21 protein-coding genes are annotated in these 22992 nt (G+C 39.5%); 10 read left to right on the top strand and 11 right to left on the bottom strand.

Going from position 1 to position 22992, the window contains the following annotated elements:
* Nucleotides 1-43: 43 nt before the first annotated feature.
* Together ABVM50_RS01575 and ABVM50_RS01580 are read right to left on the bottom strand one after the other, a co-directional pair.
* On the bottom strand, nucleotides 44-460 hold the full coding sequence (locus ABVM50_RS01575; RefSeq protein ID WP_405199671.1) for a hypothetical protein: 417 nt from the start codon (nucleotides 458-460) through the stop codon (nucleotides 44-46).
* Between the two features lie 16 nt (nucleotides 461-476).
* Nucleotides 477-2309 (bottom strand): ABC transporter ATP-binding protein, encoded by a 1833-nt coding sequence (locus ABVM50_RS01580; RefSeq protein WP_405199672.1) that lies wholly within the window; start codon nucleotides 2307-2309, stop codon nucleotides 477-479.
* 148 nt (nucleotides 2310-2457) lie between these two features.
* On the opposite strand from ABVM50_RS01580, the gene ABVM50_RS01585 reads away from it, so the two are divergent.
* Nucleotides 2458-2994, top strand: coding sequence for an RNA methyltransferase (locus ABVM50_RS01585; RefSeq protein WP_405199673.1), 537 nt, complete (start codon nucleotides 2458-2460; stop codon nucleotides 2992-2994).
* A gap of 1 nt (nucleotide 2995) precedes the next feature.
* On the opposite strand, the gene folK is transcribed toward ABVM50_RS01585, so the two are convergent.
* Nucleotides 2996-4132 carry a 2-amino-4-hydroxy-6-hydroxymethyldihydropteridine diphosphokinase gene (gene folK, locus ABVM50_RS01590; RefSeq protein ID WP_405199674.1) on the bottom strand — a complete coding sequence of 379 codons (1137 nt, stop codon included), beginning with the start codon at nucleotides 4130-4132 and terminating at the stop codon, nucleotides 2996-2998.
* Between the two features lie 154 nt (nucleotides 4133-4286).
* Between folK and ABVM50_RS01595 the strand changes: the two genes are divergently transcribed.
* Nucleotides 4287-4952, top strand: coding sequence for a queuosine precursor transporter (locus ABVM50_RS01595; protein WP_405200674.1), 666 nt, complete (start codon nucleotides 4287-4289; stop codon nucleotides 4950-4952).
* 25 nt (nucleotides 4953-4977) lie between these two features.
* Complete coding sequence (locus ABVM50_RS01600) at nucleotides 4978-7680, top strand: AsmA-like C-terminal region-containing protein (RefSeq protein WP_405199675.1); 2703 nt, start codon at nucleotides 4978-4980, stop codon at nucleotides 7678-7680.
* A gap of 52 nt (nucleotides 7681-7732) precedes the next feature.
* Here the strand turns inward: ABVM50_RS01600 and ABVM50_RS01605 are convergent, their stop codons facing one another.
* Entirely contained in the window at nucleotides 7733-8530 is a 798-nt protein-coding gene (locus tag ABVM50_RS01605; RefSeq protein WP_405199676.1) for a DUF2797 domain-containing protein, read from the bottom strand.
* A gap of 111 nt (nucleotides 8531-8641) precedes the next feature.
* Here ABVM50_RS01605 and ABVM50_RS01610 point away from each other — a divergent pair, with 111 nt between their 5' ends.
* A complete protein-coding gene (locus ABVM50_RS01610; RefSeq protein ID WP_405199677.1) occupies nucleotides 8642-10156 on the top strand; it encodes a GH3 auxin-responsive promoter family protein in 1515 nt (504 codons plus the stop codon).
* 2 nt (nucleotides 10157-10158) lie between these two features.
* Nucleotides 10159-10755: a sugar O-acetyltransferase gene (locus ABVM50_RS01615; RefSeq protein ID WP_405199678.1), complete on the top strand. Its 597-nt coding sequence runs from the start codon at nucleotides 10159-10161 to the stop codon at nucleotides 10753-10755.
* A 38-nt stretch (nucleotides 10756-10793) separates the two neighbouring features.
* On the opposite strand, the gene hemL is transcribed toward ABVM50_RS01615, so the two are convergent.
* The 4 genes from hemL to ABVM50_RS01635 form a co-directional block, all read right to left on the bottom strand.
* Entirely contained in the window at nucleotides 10794-12083 is a 1290-nt protein-coding gene (gene hemL / locus ABVM50_RS01620; protein WP_405199679.1) for a glutamate-1-semialdehyde 2,1-aminomutase, read from the bottom strand.
* A 12-nt stretch (nucleotides 12084-12095) separates the two neighbouring features.
* Complete coding sequence (locus ABVM50_RS01625; protein WP_405199680.1) at nucleotides 12096-12905, bottom strand: glucosaminidase domain-containing protein; 810 nt, start codon at nucleotides 12903-12905, stop codon at nucleotides 12096-12098.
* Nucleotides 12902-13837 (bottom strand): 1-aminocyclopropane-1-carboxylate deaminase/D-cysteine desulfhydrase, encoded by a 936-nt coding sequence (locus ABVM50_RS01630; RefSeq protein ID WP_405199681.1) that lies wholly within the window; start codon nucleotides 13835-13837, stop codon nucleotides 12902-12904. Before ABVM50_RS01630 ends, ABVM50_RS01625 begins: the two co-directional genes overlap by 4 nt.
* Before the next feature lie 62 nt (nucleotides 13838-13899).
* Nucleotides 13900-14226 carry a hypothetical protein gene (locus ABVM50_RS01635; RefSeq protein WP_298246184.1) on the bottom strand — a complete coding sequence of 109 codons (327 nt, stop codon included), beginning with the start codon at nucleotides 14224-14226 and terminating at the stop codon, nucleotides 13900-13902.
* A 32-nt stretch (nucleotides 14227-14258) separates the two neighbouring features.
* On the opposite strand from ABVM50_RS01635, the gene ABVM50_RS01640 reads away from it, so the two are divergent.
* The 3 genes from ABVM50_RS01640 (at nucleotide 14259) to ABVM50_RS01650 (ending at nucleotide 17013) form a co-directional block, all read left to right on the top strand.
* Nucleotides 14259-14429, top strand: coding sequence for a DUF5522 domain-containing protein (locus tag ABVM50_RS01640; RefSeq protein ID WP_405199682.1), 171 nt, complete (start codon nucleotides 14259-14261; stop codon nucleotides 14427-14429).
* Between the two features lie 169 nt (nucleotides 14430-14598).
* A complete protein-coding gene (locus tag ABVM50_RS01645; RefSeq protein WP_405199683.1) occupies nucleotides 14599-15141 on the top strand; it encodes a DUF4136 domain-containing protein in 543 nt (180 codons plus the stop codon).
* A gap of 114 nt (nucleotides 15142-15255) precedes the next feature.
* Nucleotides 15256-17013: an aromatic amino acid hydroxylase gene (locus ABVM50_RS01650; protein WP_405199684.1), complete on the top strand. Its 1758-nt coding sequence runs from the start codon at nucleotides 15256-15258 to the stop codon at nucleotides 17011-17013.
* On the opposite strand, the gene ABVM50_RS01655 is transcribed toward ABVM50_RS01650, so the two are convergent.
* The 3 genes from ABVM50_RS01655 to alaS form a co-directional block, all read right to left on the bottom strand.
* Nucleotides 17010-17624 (bottom strand): DUF4230 domain-containing protein, encoded by a 615-nt coding sequence (locus ABVM50_RS01655; protein ID WP_405199685.1) that lies wholly within the window; start codon nucleotides 17622-17624, stop codon nucleotides 17010-17012. The two genes, ABVM50_RS01650 and ABVM50_RS01655, sit on opposite strands and share 4 nt — an antisense overlap.
* Nucleotides 17625-17941: 317 nt before the next feature.
* Nucleotides 17942-18892, bottom strand: coding sequence for a GSCFA domain-containing protein (locus ABVM50_RS01660; protein WP_405199686.1), 951 nt, complete (start codon nucleotides 18890-18892; stop codon nucleotides 17942-17944).
* A gap of 42 nt (nucleotides 18893-18934) precedes the next feature.
* On the bottom strand, nucleotides 18935-21553 hold the full coding sequence (gene alaS / locus ABVM50_RS01665; RefSeq protein WP_405199687.1) for an alanine--tRNA ligase: 2619 nt from the start codon (nucleotides 21551-21553) through the stop codon (nucleotides 18935-18937).
* A 132-nt stretch (nucleotides 21554-21685) separates the two neighbouring features.
* Here alaS and ABVM50_RS01670 point away from each other — a divergent pair, with 132 nt between their 5' ends.
* Both ABVM50_RS01670 and ABVM50_RS01675 read left to right on the top strand, forming a co-directional pair.
* The gene (locus ABVM50_RS01670; RefSeq protein WP_299154552.1) at nucleotides 21686-22663 is read left to right on the top strand and encodes a M23 family metallopeptidase; all 978 of its coding nucleotides are present in this window, start codon (nucleotides 21686-21688) and stop codon (nucleotides 22661-22663) included.
* Nucleotides 22663-22992, top strand: a complete 330-nt coding sequence (locus ABVM50_RS01675) for a MerR family transcriptional regulator (RefSeq protein WP_026914189.1) — start codon at nucleotides 22663-22665, stop codon at nucleotides 22990-22992. Before ABVM50_RS01670 ends, ABVM50_RS01675 begins: the two co-directional genes overlap by 1 nt.

A 22992-nucleotide genomic window follows, 5' to 3' on the forward strand; every position in this document is an offset into this window, starting at 1 on the left:
TTATGGAATGCTAATGTAAAGATTCAGGACTTTGTCCGAAAATTTAATCTAAAATTTCGACAAGAAGCGTCATGATAAATAGTACCGACCATAAAATAGTTCTGGACCAGTTCCTCGAGACCAGGTTCCCAGTGATCTGCTCGCAACTTTCAGATGGTTTGATCGCATTGTGTAAAGGCACGAAAATAAGAAAGGTAAGCAGCCATAAAGCTACTATAAAAAGTAGACTGATGATTTCATAAACACCCTGATGAAGGAATAATTGCCAACTCGCAACGATCAATTGCAGGATCATTAAAGGCCCCACGATCACCCCTATTCTTCCGGTGTATTTTTTATGCCAGTCACCAAGTTCATTCTGCCCATAATAACAAAGCCCGGGATATATGACCAGTTGCACGATCCAGATCAGGACCATAAGTCCGAAGTCAAGTAAAAGTCTGATCGTATGTAATTCCATCGAATCCAAATTATAGTTATTGATAACCCGCAGCCTGCAAATTAAACAACTCAGCATATAACTTATCATTCGCTATCAACTCCTGGTGAGTTCCAATTTCTTCTACCTGTCCGTCCTTAAGAACCATAATTCTGTCTGCAATACGTACAGTACTAAATCTATGCGAAATGATCACCGCGGTTTTACCCTGAGTTAATTGAATAAAGCGCTGGAATGCTTCAGTTTCTGCACGGGCATCAAGAGCCGAGGTTGGTTCGTCAAGAATCAGCACCTCTGCATCTTTCATATAAGCCCGTGCGATCGCAATCTTTTGCCACTGACCTCCGGAAAGATCCTTCCCGTTCTTAAACCTTTTCCCAAGCTGCTGTGCATATCCAAGCGGTAATTCTGAAACTACTTCCTGCGCCAGACTTTTCTGAGCAGCACTATCTATTCGGGATTGATTGCCTATTTCCCCAATCTCACCCATAGCAATATTTTCACGAAGGGTCAATTCAAATTTCACAAAATCCTGAAAGATCACACCAAAATATTGCTGATACGCCGCCTGGTTATACTTTTGAATTGGAACATGATCAAGTAAGATCTCCCCTTCCGTTGGTTCATAAAACTGTAAAAGCAATTTGATCAATGTTGTTTTTCCCGCACCATTTTCTCCTACAAAGGCCAGTTTTTCTCCAGCTCTTAAGTGAAAATTGATATTTCTAACCACCCATTTTTCAGATTTTGGATATTTGAAACCAACATTTTTAAACTCGAAACCATGTTTAATCACCTTTGGTAACTCAAGCTTTTCTTCTGAATTTTCATTGCTGAAGGACAGATCCAGGAATTCGAAATAATCCTGGAGATAAAGAGCACTCTCGGTAATTTGAGTAAAGCGGGTGAAGAAACCCTGTAATTTAGATCGCAACCTATTGAAGGATCCAGATAAGAATGTCAGGTCACCAATACTGAAGATCCCGGCAACGGTTCTAAAGATAATAAAGACATAAGCACCATAATAGGCTCCTGTTCCAACAATATTAAAAACTGAACCCCAACCAGCTCTTTGCTTCGCCAGGCTCTTACTCTGCTTATAATATTTGGCTGATAGATTCTGAAATCTTCCCGCAAGATAATTTGAGAGTCCGAACAACTTCACCTCTTTTGCAGTGACATCACTGGCACCCGCATAACGTAAGTAATCAAGTTCCCGTCTTTCCTGGGTCCAGCTTCTGGCGAGAGAATAGCTTGTTCCACTAAACTTGATCTCGTTGATAATGGTAGGAATGATCGATACGATTAGAAGAATGATTAACCACGGTTCAAAAGCAACGACCCCGGCAAGTAAAGATATAATCACGATGACATCCTCTCCCTGGGTCAAAATATTAGACATCAATCCTACTCTTCCCGTAGTTTGCTGCCGCGCTCTTTCCAGTTTATCGTAAAATTCAGAATCTTCAAGCTGATCGAGATTAAGTTCTGAAGTCTTTTTTATTATTCTGACAGATGTATCAATGGAGTATTGGTCACCCAGAAGCGCATCACTTAAACTAATCCCACGACTTAACAGATCTGAAAGTATAGCCAGTCCAAACTCTGCCGCCACCAGCATCCATAATCTATCCAGGTCTTTTATTTCATTCCCGATTTGAAGAATAACTTCATCAATTATCAATTTTCCAAGCAATAGCATGATCACCGGCAAAACCGCATTTAAAATACGACCAAAAATATTCGCATAAAAAAGTGATGGATTCACTTTCCTTATTTCTTTAAAAAATCTGGGAACGAACTTAAGGGAGGCAAAACTCTCTCTAAAATTGATCTTATTAGCTTCTAAGGTCTTTTTTCTTCTTGGCAAATTCTAATTTTTGGATGCCTTGCAATTTAAGCGAAGGCGATAATAATTGCGCTGCTTAGGTCGTAATTACAACTTAATCCTAACATTTGTATAAGCTGCGAAACTAGATATCTCTATTTGCTTCTGAAGTTTTGCTATTTTTGCCGGCATGGCGAACAGGAAACTTAAAAATGCGGAACTGGATCGGAAAACGGTTTCAGAATTTAAAGAAGCAACCAAGACTCCAATTATCATCATTCTGGACAATATCAGAAGTCTGAATAACATTGGATCGGTTTTTAGAACTGCCGATGCATTTTTGATCGAAAAGATCTATTTATGCGGAATTACCGCCAGACCACCCCACAAGGATATTCAAAAAACTGCTCTGGGTGCTACGGAGACTGTCGCATGGGAATATGTGGAAGATACAATTGAACTTGTCACAAAACTTCAGCAGGAAGGAAAAAAAGTCTACGCCATAGAACAAGCCGAAAATGCTGTGATGCTGGATAAATTTGAACCTTTAAAGGATCAGATTTCCGCAGTAATATTCGGGAATGAAGTGAAAGGTGTGCAACAGGAAGTAGTAACTGCCAGTGATGCGGTTATCGAAATACCTCAGCTGGGCAGCAAGCATTCTCTGAACATTTCAGTAAGCACAGGGGTTGTAGTATGGGATCTTTTCTCGAAATTACAGCGATAAACTAGTTTACAGCTTTATCGATTTCGGCTAGAAGCTTTAAATAATCCTGCCGGTTCGCCACGAAATCCAGGTCTGAAATATCGATGATCTGCACCTTCATATTACTTTGAGACTTAATAAAATTCAGGTAACTCTTATTGATCTCAATCAAATACTCCGGTTGAATATTCTGCTCATAATCCCTGCCTCTTTTCTTAATATTCTGAAGCAATCTGTCAGTATTTTGATATAAATAGATATAAAGTTCCGGTTTTACCAGCTCCTTATACATTAGATGAAATAACTTATGATAAAGCGAATATTCATCTTCATGAAGTGTAATTCTTGCGAAAATAAGCGACTTGAACACATCATAATCTGAAATAATAAAGTCCTTAAATAGATCGTACTGCGCCAGGTCATCTGAGAGTTGCTGATACCTGTCTGCCAGGAAAGACATTTCCAATGAAAATGCATAGCGATCTTTATCTTCGTAAAACTTTGGTAGAAATGGGTTGTCCTTAAAGCGTTCGAGGATCAGTTTTGCATTAAAATCTTCGGAAACCATCGTCGAAAAACTGGTTTTCCCAGCACCAATATTTCCTTCTACAGCGATATAATTGCAACTAGGAAAGTTATACTTGCTACCCGGAATATTTAATTTCTCTGGAACCTTGTTGATTTCTGAAGTATCACTGGTATCTGCCAGTAGATCGCGATAAGATTTTTTGAGAACCGGGTGCATTTCCTTTGCCGCAATATCCTGAAGCGGCAGTAAAACGAATTTTCTATCTGGAATTCCGGGATGCGGGATCTGCAAGTTCTCTACCTGAATGATCTCATCCTCAAAAATCAAAAGATCCAGATCAATCACCCGATTTTGATAGGCACCGGAATTATTTCTCTCTCGTCCCAGCTCATTTTCTATTGCCTGTAAACTTTTTAGAATTTGCTGTGCATCCAGTCTCGTTTCGATCTTCGTACAGGCATTGAAAAATGAATTTCCTTCAAATCCCCAGGCCGGAGTTTCGTAAATACCAGAAACCTCCCGGACCCATCCAATATTTTCATGAATTTGATCAAGTGCAGTCTGCAAATAACCTAGACGGTCGCCAAGGTTACTACCTAAGGCCAATAGTACTGTTTTAGGGGAATTCAAAACGAATTAAGAAAATTTTAATAGGTAGCTTCAAATAATTTCACAGCAAATTAAGCAAAACAAAAGCACATACTCTTAATTTTGCAGCAAGACTTAATAAAAAAATTTGAGTAAACTTTCCCGGAAAAAGAAGCACAGGGCTTTACAAATTTATATGATCCTGAGCGCGTTGTTCATTGCCTCTCTGGTAGTTTCCAACCTGATCTTTCAGAAGTTTTTTTACTGGGATTTCTTCGGAATTTACACTTTTGAAATTTCCGTGGGAATTTTACCATATCCAATCACTTTTTTGATCACCGATATTATTAGCGAGATCTATGGGAAAAAGAAGGCCAACCAGGTAGTAACCACTGGAATCTTTGCCTCGGTCTTTTCTTTATTAATTATATATATCGCAGATTATGTTCCTGCAACCAGTTGGTCGCCCATCGACAACGAAATTTTCGGAAGGGTCCTTGGAGCCACAGCCATTGCGGTTTTTGCCAGTATGGTGGCCTATTTGCTGGCTCAGTATGTGGACATTCAGCTATTTCATTTCTGGAAGAAACTTACCCACGGGAAACATCTCTGGCTAAGAAACAATTTCTCTACCTTCCTTTCCCAGTTCGTAGACACACTCTCGGTCCTATTCTTGCTCTGTACTTTCAATAAAATTTCATGGGAACTCTTTGGCGGACTTTTATTGAGCGGATTTCTTTTTAAAGTTTTAATCGCTGCGATAGACACACCATTTTTGTATGCTGCGGTTTTCGCCTTCAGAAAATATTTTAAGCTGAAGCCTGCGGAAGAATTACAATTTGATCAACCTACTCTCGAATAGTATAGCTATTCTAAAACATAGAATTATGAAAAAAGCATTTAAAATAATTGGATTTACACTACTAACGATCATCATCCTATTGGTGATCGCACCTTTTGTATTTGAATCTCAGCTGAAGGATCTCGTGAGGAAGACATTGAACGAGAACATGGATGCTCAGGTAGATTTTGAAGATATTAACCTTAGTATGTTTCGAAATTTTCCGGATGCCACTTTGGTGATCGAGGATCTTATCATTATAAATAATGAACCTTTTAAAGGAGATACTCTTGCGCTTAGTGAGGAGATCATTCTGGAAATGTCTGTCAGGGAACTTTTTAAGAGTAGCTCTGAACCTAAAAGAGTAGATCAGGTAAAGATCAATAACGCCTATCTAAATATCAAGGTGGACTCATTGGGACAGGCCAATTATGATATTGCTATTGAAGATACCACGGCAACCACCGGAGATTCGACCGCTACAGGATTCAGCCTGGACCTAAAGCATTATGAGATCAACAATACCAGGATCAAATATGTGGATGAGTCGGCGAAGATCGCACTGGATGTTGAAAACCTGAATCATGAAGGAAATGGTGATTTCTCTCTTGCTACTTCTGAACTTGAAACCTATTCTGAAGCCCTGGTAAGTCTTAATTATGACGGAGTAAATTATCTGAATCAGAATTCTATAAGTCTGGACGCAGTACTGGAAATGGATTTGGAGAACATGCGCTATACGTTTCTTGAAAACGAAGCCATGGTGAACCAGTTACCATTAACCTTTGATGGTTATGTACAGGTAAATGAAAGTGATACTGAAATGGATCTGAGCTTTAAAACCCCTTCTTCAGATTTCAAAAATTTCCTGGCGGTGATTCCGCAAACTTACGCGCAGAATATTGAAAACGTGGAGACCAACGGAGACTTTATCGTTGACGGTAGAATCTTCGGAAAAGCTGACGATACCTATATTCCGAAGATGAACGTGAAAATTTCTTCCAGCAACGCATCGTTCAAATATCCAGAGCTGCCTAAAAGCGTACAGGATATCAACCTGGATATGGTGATCCTCAACGATACCGGAATTGCAGAAGACACTTATATCGATATCAATACGGCTACCTTCAGAATAGATGAAGATCAATTTTCTGCCAATGGAAAAGTGAGCAATCTTACTGAAAATATGCTGGTAAGTCTAGCCTTAAAGGGAAGTATAAATCTGGCTAACATCAACAAAGCCTATCCGCTGGAACTTGAACAGGATCTAAATGGAAGGCTTACTGCAGATGTGCAGACCAGTTTCGATATGAACTCTATTGAAAAAGAGCAATATCAAAATGTACAAAGTAAGGGAACGGCTTCTATTTCAAACTTTAGCTATGCCTCTCCTGAAATTCCAAACAAGATCAATATTTCCAATGCAAATATGAGTTTTAACCAGGGGAATGTAAGTGTTCCTGAATTGAAGCTTACCACCGGAAAAACCGATCTTACTGCAAATGGAACCATTCAAAACCTGATTGGATTTCTGTTTACAGATCAGCAGCTAAAAGGTAATTTTAAAGCTAGATCGAATGTGTTTTCTGTGAATGATTTCATGTTAGCTGAAACTGAAGAGGTTACAACTACCACGGAGGATGGTGCACAAAAGACAGAAAGCAAGACTACTGGAAAGGAAGCCGTAAAGATCCCTTCTTTTCTGGATATTCAGTTACAATTTGATGCTAATACGGTTTTTTATGATAATCTGGAATTAAAGAATGTAACTGGATTATTGATTATTAAAGATGAATCTGCCAGATTGCAGAACGTGTCCACCAATATCTTTAATGGTAGTATTGGTGCCAATGGATTTGTATCCACAAAAAACCCTACTCCTACTTTCGAAATGAACCTCGATCTTAATTCATTGGATATCGCGTCCTCTTTTAACGGACTTGAACTTATGCAGAATCTTGCTCCACTGGCAAAAGCCATGAAAGGAAAAGTACAGTCCAAAGTAAATTTAAAGGGTAACCTGAACGAGGATCTTACCCCGCAACTTACCAGCCTTGTGGGTGATGCGCTTGCAGAGTTACTTACTGCAGAACTCGACCCGCAACAAGCAGCATTATTGTCAAAACTTGATAGTCAGCTTGGTTTCATCAATTTCGATAAGATCGATCTTTCCAACCTTAAAACGAAGCTTTCATTCAATGATGGACAGGTAGCTATTGCGCCATTTGATTTTGACATTAAAGGTGTAAAGTTCCAGGTTAGTGGTACTCATGGATTTGACATGAACATGAACTATGACTTGAAGCTGGACATTCCAGCAAAATATCTTGGGAATGAAGTAGGCGGAACACTTGGAAAACTTAGTGGTGAAGACTTCTCTAATATGATGGTAGCACTACCCGTTGGGATCACCGGAAATTTTCAGAATCCAAAGATCAATCTTAACATGCAGCAGGCAGTGAACAGTCTTACCCAGAAGGTGGTTGAAAAACAAAAAGGAAAGCTGGAAGATAAAGCTGTAGACGCGATCAACGATATCCTTCAGGGGAAACGGGATCCAAATAAGCCCTTCAGTAAAAATGATACGACTGCTGTAAAACAGGACAGCACCGCTCAAAGCAAAACGACTAAATCTGATAGTATTCAGAAGTCACAGAAGGAGCAGGTTCAGAATGCTGCAAAGAATATTCTAGGTGGCATCTTGAAGAATAACAAGAAGAAAACCGATACCACTACCAATAATAATTAGATACAAAAAAGCAGAACCGGAAGGTTCTGCTTTTTTTTATTTGTATCTAAAATTACAGCACTACTTTGATCTCGACTACGTGACCTTCGTGTCCTCTTACATTAAATGCAGTTCCATCATCAAAGATGAGGTACTGACCTTTTATGCCGCGTAATAAGCCTTCATAAAACGGACTTTTACTCAAATTCAGGGTTTTTACTTTTTCAGGGTATTTCTCTACGGGAAATTTAATTTCAGTCTCCTTGTTATTGGCGAGATAATAATCTCGTACTTCATCAGGTATAAATTGCTTCAGTTTATCTCTTTCAGCATGAAGATCCAGATCAAGCACATCGTTAGTTAGCATCTTTCTCCAATTGGTTTTATCAGCTACATGATTCTTTAAAGCAACTTCAGTAATACCGGCAAGGTAACGATTGGGAACCTCCACAATTTCGATCGCTTCATGCGCACCCTGATCAATCCATCTTGTTGGCACCTGAGTTTTGCGCGTTACTCCAACTTTCACATCACTGGAATTTGCCAGGTAGACGATATGCGGTTGCAGCTGCGATCTTTTTTCATACTCCAGGTCACGATCTTCCTCATCTAAATGCGCTTTACTTTTCTCCGGACTAATCACCCATTCCCCTGCTCCGGGTATAGAGCTGAAACAATCATAACATAAACCCTGTCTGAATATCTTCTTCTGAAGTCCGCAATTTAAACACTCGTATTTGAGAAAATTGATGCTTATTTTCTTGCCTATCAATTGATTCATATGAATGAAATCATCCTTCCAGACTAAATAATACTGTACTGTATCGCTAAGTTCGGTTCTCATTTTGGTAAGGACACCGCTATAGATCATTGAATTTTCTTTTTAAGACTAAACTATTTTTTTGCAGGCTTCAAAGAATCCGTTATTTTTAACCAGATAACGTCACGCCTGCAAAACAAGGCTTAAAGATAGAAATAAATAATGCCAATTCCATTAGTCAACTCCATTGCTTCTTGGTTCTTAAAGAAGAGAATTCATCAAATGGAATTGTTCATTAAGTATCCTCATGAGGTACAGCAAGAGCTGCTTCGAAACCTTATTACCAAAGCAAAGAATACTGAAGTTGGGAAGCGCTACCATTTTTCTGAGATCAATAATTATCAGACATTCAGGGAGCGTGTTCCTATTCAGAAATATGAAGATATAGAAAGTGATATTGAGCGTAGCCGTAAAGGTGAACATAATATTTTCTGGCCGGGAGCTATTCGTTGGTTTGCAAAATCTAGCGGTACCACCAATGCAAAAAGTAAATTTATTCCCGTTAGTCAGGATTCACTGGAAGCATGCCATTACGCTGCAGGGAAAGACCTTATCTGTATCTACCTGAATAACAATCCAGGTTCACAGATGTTTACCGGCAAAAGTCTGCGTCTCGGAGGCAGTAAGGAACTTTATCAGGAAAACGGAACCAGCTACGGAGATCTTTCTGCCATTCTTATTGATAATATGCCTTTCTGGGCAGAGTTTAGCAGTACTCCGAGTAACGAAGTTTCATTGATGCATGATTGGGAAACCAAGATGCAGGCAATCGTAAATGAAACCATTAAGGAACGGGTGACCAGTCTTGCCGGTGTTCCAAGCTGGATGCTGGTTTTGCTGAATAATGTGTTGCAAAGTACTGGCAAGGAAAACGTTTTTGAAGTATGGCCTCACCTGGAAGCCTATTTTCATGGTGGAGTAAGTTTCGAGCCTTATGCTTCCCAGTACCAGAAAATTTTACCCAAGGAAGATTTTAGGTTCTATGAGATCTACAATGCTTCGGAAGGATTTTTCGCCTGTCAGGATCTTAACGATTCTAAAGAGATGCTCCTCATGCTGGATTATGGGATCTTCTATGAATTTATACCTATGGACAGCTACGGCTCTGCCCTGGAACACGCTATCCCACTTGATGAAGTTAAAATTGGCGTGAATTACGCCGTAGTGATTACTACGAACGCCGGCTTATGGAGATACAAGATCGGTGATACCATTAAGTTTACTAATACCAATCCTTACCGAATTAAAGTTACCGGGAGAACGAAGCATCATATCAATGTTTTTGGTGAAGAGCTTATCATTGAAAATGCTGAATCTGCCCTCAAAAAAGTGTGTCTTTTAACTAATTGTGAGATCAAGGACTATACGGTGGCCCCAATATTTATGGAAGGCCGTGAGAAAGGTGCGCATGAATGGATGATCGAATTCAAGAACGAGCCGAAAGATTTCGATAATTTCAAGGTTCAGCTTGATCTTGCCTTACAGGAAGTAAATAGTGATTATGAGGCAAAAAGGTATAATAACATGACCCTTAATGCGCCACTTGTACACCAGGCGCGTCCTGATCTTTTTTATGATTGGCTGAAAATGCATAACAAAGTTGGCGGTCAGCATAAAGTACCCAGACTTTCGAATTCCAGAACGTATCTTGAGGAATTGTTGAAATTAAGTAATTAAGCATGGCGAGCGAGAAAGAAAAGATGCTCAGTGAGCAAGCCTATAAAGCATCAGACACGGAATTGTTCGAAGAGCGACTGCATGCTCAGAAAACTTGTTTTGATTTCAATAATAGTTCGCCTGAGCTAATTGCTGAAAGACACGATCTCATTCGCAGAATTCTTGGTTCAGTCTCTTCGGAATTTTATATCCAGCCGCCGTTTCAATGTGATTATGGTTACAATATTCACCTTGGAAACCATTTTTACTCGAATTATAATCTAACCATACTGGACTGTGCTGAAGTTAGGATAGGTGACCATGTGATGATCGCTCCAAACGTAAGTATTTTTACCGCCGGGCACCCAATAGATGCAAATAAGAGAAATGAAGAATGGGAATATGCAATTCCCGTAACAATTGGTAATAATGTATGGATTGGTGGAAATTCAGTAATAAATCCAGGAGTGAGTATTGGTAATAATACGGTCATTGGATCTGGCAGTGTAGTAACCCGGGATATCCCTTCCAAAGTGATCGCAGCAGGAAATCCTTGCAAAGTGATCAGGGAGATCACCAAAGCTGATGAAAACTTCTATTTTAAAGATAGAAGATTTTAAAAAAGATCCGACAGTAATTACCGCCGGATCTAATATTACTAAAGTGTTTTAGCTACTTTATCTACTACCTCGATCGTTCGATCAAGATCTTCGTAACTAAGTGCATCACTTATAAACCATGTTTCATAGGCACTTGGTGCGATATAAATTCCGTTCTCCAACATCCCGTGGAAGAATTTATTAAAAGTCCCTAAGTTCGCCGACTTCGCCGCGGAAGCAAAATCTGTAACAGCATCCAGTCCAAAATGTACCGAGATCATGGAACCGTATCTATTGATCGTGAAATCGATTTCATTTTGTTTTAATACTTTTTCCATACCCTCGTGCAGATAGGCTGTTTTCTTGTCTATACTTTCAAAGATCTCTGGATTTGAATCCAGTTCTGTGAGCATAGCTATACCTGCAGCCATAGCCAGTGGATTTCCACTTAACGTTCCGGCCTGGTACACTGGTCCAATGGGAGCAAGATGATCCATGATCTCATTTCTTGCTGCAAAAGCCCCAACAGGCAATCCACCTCCAATCACTTTTCCGAAGCATACAATATCTGCATCAACATTTTCTCGCTGCTGTACACCTCCAGCTGCAAGCCTGAAACCAGTCATTACCTCATCAAAAACCAGTAAAATTCCGGTTTCGTCACATAGTTTTCTTAAACCTCGTAAAAAACCTTCAACTGGCGGAATACATCCCATATTCCCGGCCACCGGCTCCAGAATGATACAGGCAATTTCCTCCTTATTAGCTTCTACGAGCTCTTTTACATTTGCAAGGTCATTGAAATTAGCAAGTAAGGTGTCTTTAGCCGTTCCCTGGGTTACTCCCGGGCTATTTGGTGATCCAAAAGTTACTGCTCCACTCCCCGCCTGGATTAGGAAGGAATCACTATGCCCATGATAACAACCAGCAAATTTGATGATCTTATCTTTTCCAGTAAAACCTCGGGCCAGTCGCACAGCACTCATACAGGCTTCAGTCCCGGAATTTACCATTCTTATCTTATCAATATTAGGCACCATTTTAACCGCCAGTTCTGCGATCTTGGTTTCAATTTCTGTAGGCGTTCCAAAAGATGTTCCCATCCTCGCTTTTTCAACTACAGCATCTACTACCGGCTTGTGGGCGTGTCCGAGAATTAACGGACCCCATGAATTTATATAATCTATTAGTTGATTATCATCCTCGTCATATAAATAGGCTCCTGCAGCTCGCTTAACGAATACAGGATCTCCTCCAACAGCTTTAAAAGCTCTAACCGGTGAATTCACTCCGCCCGGAATTACTTTTTTAGCATCTGCAAACAATGCACTACTTCTCTTATGAATCATAACTCTATTCCTCTATTTTACATTCAGGATCTGGCCAATGGAAATGTTATTTCCGTTCAGGCCGTTCCTTCGTTTAATATCTTCTACAGTAGTATCGTATTTTTTGGAGATCGAATACAAGGTATCTCCTTTTTGAACCACATGACCTTCATTTGTAGTTTTAGGTTGTGCAGCATAGCTACGAGTAGATTTTGCACTGGTGTTTTCATCAAATTTATACAACTCATAACGTTCAATAAGATCGATCAATTTATCTGGATAACGCCTGTCTGTCGCATAACCGGCCTTTCTTAATCCTTTCGCCCAACCCTCATAATCATTAGCATCCAGTTCAAAAAGTTCTGAATATCTACCTCGTCCCGAAAGGAACAGGCTATGATCCCTGTAAGAATATTTCGCGTGCTTATACTTTCTAAAACATTCTCCCTTTCTATCATCATCATGATATACTTTTTCACCATTCCAATCGTGACATTTAATGCCAAAATGATTATTGGCCTGTCTGGTCAACTGCCCATTACCGGCACCAGACTCTAAAATTCCCTGGGCGAGCGTGATACTTGCAGGGATCTTATATAATTTCATTTCTTCCTGGGCAATATCAGAGTAATCCCGAATGTAATCCTCTATCCGATAATGGTACGAATTGCGCGGCATTTCTTCTCGTACATCATCCACGATCTCTGCTGGAGAATTTTTATTCTCTTCCCGTCGATCACTTTTTACAACATCATCTTTCCTGGTATCTACCTTTTTACGACTTCCGCAGGAAGCAGCAAAAATAGCGACAATAAGCAGCAGTAAAACTCTATTCAATTTCATAGTTCGGTTATAATTTGTGGCTGCGCTTTTTTTCTCAATCTCTCGTTCATTCCTTCTATTCCCTGCAGGCCTCCGGTATGAATTGCCAGGATCTTTGAACCCTTCGGAAAGTAATCTTTCTGCGCAAGATCAAAAATACCAAAAAGTAATTTCCCGGTATAAACCGGATCGAGTTTGATTCCGGTTTTTCTGAAAAAATCATTCATAAACTGAATTAATTCTACAGAAGTCTTTGCGTAGCCACCAAAATGGTAATTGGTATTAATGGACCAGTTCGTATTGGTGGTCATTCTCTTAATTTCTTCGGAAAGGTGTTCAGATTTAAGTGCTGAAAAACCCAGTATATTTTGGTGAGAGAGAGTAGCATTACCAAGCCCGGCCATAGTGCCTCCGGTTCCTACTGAAGTACATATATAATCATATTCCCCATCGGTTTCAGAAAGAATTTCTTCACAACCTTTGATCGCCAGTTCACTTGTTCCACCTTCAGGAATGATCATCGCATCGGGAAATTGTGATTCCAATTGATTCAGAAATGCTTCAGAATCTTTATCCCGATATGCCTCCCTACTAATAAATGTCAGTTTCATTCCGCAGGAATCTGCATACTTCAATGTCGGACTCCATTTTTCTTTCTTAAATTCCAGTTCGTCCCCTCTAATAAAACCAATAGTTGAGATACCTTCCAGTTTTCCGGCTGCTGCCGTGGCTGCGATATGATTACTATGAGCACCGCCAAAAGTGAGCAAATAGTCCTTTTTCAATTCTGAAGCTTTCAATAGGGAATACTTCAGTTTTCTGAATTTGTTCCCGGACACTTCAGAATGCAAAAGATCTTCACGCTTGATATATAGCGTCACTGAATTTGAAAATTCAGCAACAAATTGATTTTCAGAAACAATAACTTCAGAAGTCTGAAAAATGGAATTCATAACTGCAAAAATAATGCATCCGCTTTAGAAGAAAGAATTAGCAATGAAATTCTAGGGACTTATTACATATAGTTAGTGAAAGCCCAGAAGGAGCGTTTTTTTAAATAATTAAGGTCGGTTTCGCGTCTGTAGGCTTCCTTTTCAAAGCTAATATTTCGATAAGCCTGCATCCCGTTCTTAAGTGAAGCATATCTAACAAAAAATTCCAGCGCATACCATATATAAAAGAAGATCACGAGCAATTCAATTTGCTGCCGGAGGTGAATACGCTCATGGTTGATAAAATATTTATCCTTCTTAAGATGAATATTCTCGAGTATTACAAATGGCCAGAGGCTAATACCTTTGAATCTCCCTGATAACAACCTTCTGTTCACGATTAAAATCATGGAATGAATATAAGAAATTGTATTTTAGCGCTATGAATTTTCAGAGAAAAAGAATCCCACTCGAGGACGGAGACTATTACCTGACCCCGGAAGGATACCGCTGTTTTACTGAAAAATATCACTTAAAACGCGGTTATTGTTGCGAAAGTGGTTGTCGTCATTGTCCCTATGGATATAATAACAAAACAAATAAGCAGGAGTAAATCATCTGGTATTCTCAACTGGCTCTTGAGCTTCAATCGCCTTCTAATCAATCCTTCGGCACGATATTTGAGTCTTTTAGAAGACTGAAGAATCTGAAATTATCTGGTAATATTACTAGAGATCTCATATTCTACTTCAGTTTACAACGAACAACTTAAATTCTAACCTATGAGATTTTTAAAAATTACTCCTCTAGTGCTGCTACTGGCACTAATCTTTAGCTCGTGTACTAGTGTGCGTGTGGCATCAGATTACGATCGGGAAGCCGATTTTAATCAGTACAAATCCTTCGCGTTTTTCAAACCAGGAATAGATAAAGCCGATATATCTGATCTTGATAAGAAAAGAATTCTTAGAGCCATCGAGAATGAAATGCAAAAGAATGGCTTCACAAAATCTGAAAACCCAGATCTTCTAGTGAGCATTTTTACAAAAACTAACGAGAACATCAATATCTACCAGAATAATTTTGCTGGATGGGGCTATGGATGGGGATGGAACCCATGGTACTGGGGAAGTGGATTCAATACCGTAAACAGAACCAGTGAAGGAACGCTTTATATTGACCTTATCGATTCTGAAAATAAAGAATTAGTGTGGCAGGGAATGGGAACTGCTGCATTAGCCCGGGAAGTAAATAAAAAGCAGGAACGTATCAATGAGATCGTTGCCAAGATCATGGAAAAATATCCACCCGGAATGGAGAAATAAATAATAGTAAAGCCCCGATTCGGGGCTTTTTTTATGGCTAATGCTCTCCGTGATTATGGAATTTCTATATCAAATTTCGTACTTTTAACGCAAACGTTTTAGTAAAGGAAGATCATGCTCGATAATATTCAATCCAACGAAATTCTGGACAGGTTACCTGCCCATCTTCAGCAATATATAAAGCCGCAAAATTATGAGGATTATACTCCTATTAATCAGGCGGTTTGGAGATATGTGATGCGTAAGAATGTGGATTACCTGAGTAAGGTTGCCCATAAATCCTATCTTGACGGACTCAAGAAGACAGGGATTTCCATAGACAGTATTCCGAATATGTATGGAATGAACAGGATCCTCGAGGAAATAGGCTGGGCGGCAGTTGCCGTAGACGGTTTTATTCCTCCTGCAGCCTTTATGGAATTCCAGGCCTACAATGTTTTAGTGATTGCAAGTGATATTCGCCAGCTCGAACATCTTGAGTATACACCCGCGCCCGATATCATCCATGAAGGAGCAGGACATGCACCCATCATTGCCAATCCTGAATATGCAGAATACCTGAGAAGGTTTGGTGAAATTGGATGTAAAGCGATCTCCAGCTCACATGATTTTGAAGTTTACGAAGCGATTCGTGAATTATCGATCTTAAAGGAAGCTGAAAACACTTCCGAAGAAAAGATTGTTGCTGTGGAAAAACGAGTGGAGGATCTTCAGAATAAAAAGGTGAATCCTAGCGAAATGTCGCAGATTAGAAATTTGCACTGGTGGACGGTAGAATACGGATTAATTGGTACTCCTGAAGATCCTAAGATCTATGGGGCAGGCTTGCTTTCCTCTATTGGAGAAAGTAAATCCTGTATGACCAGTAAAGTAAAGAAGATTCCTTACACGATCGAAGCTTCCCAACAGGAGTTTGATATTACAAAACCTCAGCCACAACTATATGTGACTCCAGATTTTGCACATCTTAGCCTCGTACTGGAAGAATTTGCGAATAAAATGGCTCTTAGACGTGGTGGACTCTCAGGAATTAAAAAATTAATTGATTCTAAAAATCTTGGAACTATAGAGTTTACGACCGGCATCCAGGTTTCTGGTAATTTTAGCCGGGTTCTGGAACATGAAGATCGACCTATCTATATTCAAACAACTGGGAAAACCGCACTTTCATACCGCGAAAAAGAGCTCGTTGGACATGGTACGTCATCTCACGCAGAAGGATTTGGATCACCAATTGGAAAACTAAAAGGCATTAATCTTGCTATTGAAGATATGAGTCCGCGTGATCTCAGAGCTTACGCGATCTACGAAGGCGAAAGAGTATGTCTTGAATTTGAAGGCGGCATCAAGGTAGAAGGTTCAATCATTACAGGAACCAGAAATCTACAGGGCAAAATCATCATTATAAGTTTTGAAGATTGTACGGTTACTCATGGAGATGAAATCTTATTTCAACCAGATTGGGGACGATATGATATGGCGGTAGGAAAAGAAATCATTTCTGCCTTTGCCGGACCTGCAGATCATTATTCTTTTGATCTTATTACACACAATCCATCCAGTACAACGATTAAAAGTCAACTAACACCAGAACGGGAAGAACTGGAGTCCTTATACAAGGCAGTTTCGAACATTCGCCACGGGGAGAACACAAAGTTCTCATTAAACGCTGCTTTTGATATTCTGAAAAAGCATCATAAAAATGATTGGTTACTGGCGATAGAGATATATGAACTTGCTGTTGATCATGATCAAAGTCTGGCAGACGAAGTCAAAGCATATCTTCTGGAACTTACAAAACGAAGACCTGAAATTTCTCATTTGATCGAGGATGGCATCGAAATGACCGAAACAAAACTTGTAAGTCCTTAAAGTTTTATTCTTTCGAGATTCTTATTATCTTCAATAACCTGGTCCTGGTATTCCAGTGACCATCCCATTGAGTTCGTTAGAATATAGATCTTTTGGAGCTCACTTATGAGTCGGTTTTTCGCATTGGTCTTTAGCCTGGATTTTTCAATCTTTTCTCGCAAACCTTTTTCTACCCTGGATTTTATCTTATTATAATCTTCGGCTTCGAATTGGTTGAGATAATCCTGAGTGACATCATAGTATTTGATATTGGGATTTATCTTGATTTCTTCCTCTGGAATGCTATGTATGATGACTCGTTTATTCTCTTCATCGATCTCAATATCAAGTTTACTTAAATCATAAGCTACGCTTACATCAGCATTCACGATAATAAGCGCTTTTTTCCTTGCTGAAAGCACATCGAAATAGAAACTTTTCGAGTTCTTATAAGTGAACACCTGCGAGAAGGTTCCTTCAGTAACCACGAGCTTACCTACATTCCTGATCTGTTCTTGGATAAGCGCAGTATTCTGCTGAAGACTTTCCTTCTCATCATTGCGTTTTTCCCAGTATAAATAACCAAATAAACACAGGACGGCAAAAAGGATTACTATTAGAAAGTTCTTCATAAGCTATGATCTATAAGAGAGCAAAGTATAAAAAATAGCCTGTTGAAAATGCCTGAAGAATACTAAAGAAAGTTAAAGTTGAGAAGTAAAAAACAAAAGGACGGCCCCACCCGTCCTTTTGTAAACTCTAAAATCTACCCCAACAAATTTTAGAAAACAAATCCTTATAATTATCTGATTACCTGAGCAATGCTTAAATAATTTCCAGACGTAAATTATAACGGATCTGCTTTGTAAATTTACAAATAAATTAGAATAAAACGTTAAAATTAGATTATCATAACTTCAAAAACCGATAAACTCAATAATAACGCAGCCTAAGAAAACGTTATTTGAGGGTGTTTTTGTTGGATTTCCTCGATTTTAGCTTGTAGTTTCGTAAGAAATTTCTTATGATGAAGTGAGTTTTCCGCTAGCGGTCGATGAGCAAGCGATTTCTGCACTTTATCGATTTCAGTATTTAATTGCTTCGTACTTTCCTTAAAATAGGCTTCAGAAAACCTGTTCCAGATATAGTCAATTGCCAACTCATTGGGATGCAACATATCATTAGCGTAGAATCGATAATCTCGTAGTTCGTCCAGTAAAATTTCATAGGATGGGAAATAATAGGATTCTGCATCAACCCCAACCGCTTCCTGTATAGCGGTATGCAAATGAGCCTTACTCTGCTGGTTTTGAACTACTCCATCCTTCCAGTGTCGTACTGGCGAAAGCGTGTAGAGAATCTTAATTTCTTTATTGATCTCCCGAAGTGATTCAGCAATTCTGTTTAAGGAATCTGTGATCTCATCTATGGAAGACAACTTTTTCTCAAATTCTTTCTGCGGAATCTTATGGCAATTTGCAGCAACTCCGGGCAGGCTTTCGTGTTCATAACCCCAGGCCGTCCCCAGGCTCAACACTAAAACATCTGCTTCCCTTAGAAATTCATAGGATGTTTCCAGCGATTCGTTAAGATTTAGAACACATTCTTCAGCATTACTCCTATTCATCATGGAATGCGTTTCCAGACTCAAGTACTGGTCATTCTTCAGTAGTAAATCACTTTCTGTAAATAAGGTTCTGGAAGCTATACGGCTGAAAAATCTTTCCATCGCGATTGGATGAAAAATAATTCCGAAGGGATTCTGGAAGACCGGAAACTTTGAATACTGAAGCTTGCTGCCAATATTCTTCACAAAACAGGAACCCATTAACATGATTCTGGTTTTATGATCTATTTTCCAGCGAGACGGATCAACGGGCACAATAGTTCTAAACTGCATGCTATAAAAATAAAAAATCCCGACGAGAGGTCGGGATTCTTACTATTTATTTAAGTAGTCTTTTGCATGTTGAAGAGCTTCGTCTATACCTTCTGGTTTTTTACCTCCGGCGGTCGCAAAGAAGGCCTGGCCTCCTCCACCTCCCTGAATATACTTGCCTAATTCGCGAACGATCTGCCCGGCATTTAGATCGGATTTTTCTACAAGCCCTTTAGAAATATAACAGGACAGAAGTGCTTTGCCATTTTGCTCTGTTCCAAATAGTATATAAAGGTTATCGAACTCCTCGCCTAGCTGGTATGCCAGATCCTTAATTCCATTTGCGTCCAGATCTACCTTTTTTGCTAAAAAGTTGACACCATTAATATTATCAACCTCAGATCTTAATTCGGTTTTAAGTGCTTTCGCTTTATCCCTTAAAAGACTCTCCACCTGTTTCTTAAGATCATTATTTTCCTCCTGAAGATTCTGGATCGCTTTCACAGGATCATTGGAATTCTTCAAACCATTTTTGATCTCGCTCAGCGTAGATGCCTGTTCCTGAAAATACTGCATGGCAGCCTCCCCGGTAATTGCCTCGATTCTACGAATTCCTGAAGCTACAGCGGCTTCCCCGGTAATTTTAAAATACCATATATCTGAAGTATTCGAAACATGCGTTCCACCACAAAGTTCCATAGAATCACCAAATTTGATGGCTCTTACGGAATCACCATATTTTTCTCCGAATAATGCAATAGCTCCCTGCTCAAGGGCAGACTCATAACTGGTATTACGCTGCTCTTCTAATTTCAAGTTCTCACGAATACGAGCATTCACGAAATTTTCAACCTTTTCGATCTCCTGTGGATTAAGCTTACTAAAATGTGAAAAATCGAATCTTAAGTATCCGCCATTCACCATAGAACCTTTTTGTTCTACATGAGTACCCAGAATACTTCTAAGCGCCTGATGCAACAAGTGAGTTGCCGTATGATTACCTGCAGTATTTGCGCGCTCTCTGTTATTTACAATAGCTTTGATCTCCGCTTCTGGATTGGCAGGTAATTTCTTAGTGAAGTGAATGATCAAATTATTTTCCTTCTTAGTGTCCACGACCTTGATCGCTTCACCGTCTGCGGTCATCAACACTCCGTTGTCTCCAACCTGTCCTCCACCTTCCGGATAGAAAGGAGTTTGATCCAGTACAAGCTGGTACATTTCTCCCTTTTTCTTAGAGTCTACTTTTCGATATCTCGATATATATGCGTTTGATTCGAGCTCATCATAACCTATAAAGGCTTGCTCATTTACCGCTTTGATCTCGGTCCAGTCTCCTGCACTCACCTGTGTAGCTGCCCTTGATCTATCTTTCTGCTTTTTTAGTTCTACTTCAAAAGCTTTTTCATCCAGCTCATAGCCATTCTCACGTAATATAAGTCCGGTGAGATCGATTGGGAATCCAAAGGTATCATACAACTCAAATGCCTTTTCTCCGGGAATTGTTTTGGACTCCGAATTCTGCATTAGATTCTCCAGAAGCACCAATCCCTGATCAAGAGTTCTTAAAAAGGATTGCTCTTCTTCTCTAATCACATTTTCGATAAGAGTTTGCTGAGATGTCATTTCAGGAAAAGTAGTACCCATCTGCTTACTCAATACCGGCACCAGTTTATAGATAAAAGCCTCTTTGGTATCAAGAAATGTAAAGCCATAACGAATCGCTCTTCTCAGGATTCTTCTTATCACGTAACCTGCTCCAGTGTTGCTAGGTAATTGCCCGTCTGCAATGGAAAATGATACTGCTCTTACGTGATCTGCAATCACACGCATCGCAATATTTTTTTCTTCCGAAGGACCATAAGTAGATTTAGTGATCTTTTCAATCTCACTAAGTAGCGGAGTGAAAACATCTGTATCATAATTGGATTTCTTATCCTGCAAGACCATACACAAACGTTCGAAGCCCATCCCGGTATCGATATGCCTGGCTGGAAGATCCTCCAGAGAGCCATTGGCTTTACGATTATATTGCATAAAAACCAGGTTCCAGATCTCTACTACTTGAGGATGATCCATGTTCACAAGATCTCTACCCGCAGTTTTAGCTTTCTCTTCTTCAGATCTTATATCAATATGAATTTCAGAACAAGGACCACAAGGCCCCTGGTCTCCCATTTCCCAGAAATTATCTTTTTTATTTCCGAAGATGATACGCTCCTCCGGGACTATCTTTTTCCAAAGTTCCAGTGCTTCAATATCCAGACCAAGTTGATCTGCATCCTCACTACCTTCAAAAACTGAAACATATAGCATTTCCGGATCGATCTTATAAACTTCTGTAAGCAGTTCCCATGCCCAGTTGATCGCCTCCTTTTTAAAGTAGTCGCCAAAACTCCAGTTACCCAGCATCTCGAACATGGTATGATGATAGGTATCATGTCCCACTTCCTCCAGATCATTATGCTTTCCACTAACCCTAAGACATTTTTGAGTATCGGTAAGCCTGCTGTTCTTAGGTTCTGAATTTCCCAGAAAAAATTCTTTGAACTGGTTCATTCCTGCATTGGTGAACATAAGTGTAGGATCGTCCTTGATCACCATTGGCGCAGAGGGAACAATACTATGAGCTTTTGATTTGAAAAATTCCAGAAATTGCTGGCGTATCTCCTGTGACTTCATTTGGCTAATTTGTTGCAAATTTCATTAAATTATGAAGACGGCAAAACAATTCATATATTTGTTCGTTTACCGTACGATATAACACGGTATTCGAGCCGTTTTCGAATGGCAAAAATAGCATAATTTTAACTCATGTCGAAGGTTAAATATTATTACGATAGCGAGACCCTTTCTTATCAGAAAATTGAGAAGAAAAAAGGGAAAAGACTAGGTATCGCACTTCTAAGTATTACCGGATCATTTCTGGCCGGCTTTATTTTACTCGTCATTTATCTCAATATTCCTCAAATTGAAACTCCGAAGGAAAAAGCATTAAAGCGTGAATTACACAACATGCAGTTGCAATATGGTCTACTGAATAAAAAGATGGACCAGATCCAGGATGTGATGGCTAATATTGAAGATCGAGATAACAATATCTACAGACTTTACTTTGAAGCGAATCCAATTCCCGAAGAACAGCGTAAGGCAGGTTTTGGTGGTATTAACAGGTACAAGGATCTGGAAGGATTTGACAACAGTAAACTTATTACCGAAACCACTAAAAGGATGGATATCCTTACCAAAAGACTTGTGGTGCAATCCAAATCTCTGGATGAGATCGCTGATCTTGCCAGGGAAAAAGGTGAATTACTGGAAGCAATTCCAGCTATTCAACCGGTCAAGAACCAGGATCTAAGCAGGATCGCTTCAGGTTACGGCTGGAGAAATGACCCATTCACCAAAGTTAGAAAATTCCATTACGGCATGGACTTTACCGCTCCAAGAGGAACTCCTGTTTATGCTACTGGCGATGGAAAGATCGTAAGAGCAGACAGCAGATCTACCGGCTACGGAAACCATATAAGAATAGATCATGGCTACGGTTATACCAGTCTTTATGCCCATTTATATAAATACAACGTTCGCCGGGGACAAACCGTGAAAAGAGGTGATGTTATTGGATTTGTTGGAAGCACCGGAAGATCTGAAGCGCCACATTTACATTACGAGATCTTTAAAGATGAAGACAGGATTAATCCTATAAACTTTTACTACGGAAACTTATCTCCTGAAGAATTTGGCGAAGTTCTGGAAAGAGCTCAGCGTGAAAACCAATCCCTGGATTAATGCATATCGAACTACCTGAAAAACGTTATTATGGTATTGGTGAGGTTGCCAAGGCATTCAACGTCAATACGTCTTTAATTAGATTCTGGGAAAAAGAATTTGATGCCATTAAACCGAAGAAAAATGCCAAGGGAAATCGTAAATTTACCCCTGAAGACATTAAAAATCTTGAGCTGATTTATCACCTGGTAAAAGAGAGAGGCTTTACTTTGGAAGGTGCTAAAATCCATCTTAAGGAAGAAAAGAATAAAACCCTAAGTAACTTCGATATTATTCGAAAATTAGAAACAATAAAAGCTGAACTAGTTAACCTAAAAAACCAATTATAA

This window comes from Christiangramia sp. LLG6405-1, assembly GCF_045055805.1.
GTDB lineage: Bacteria > Bacteroidota > Bacteroidia > Flavobacteriales > Flavobacteriaceae > Christiangramia.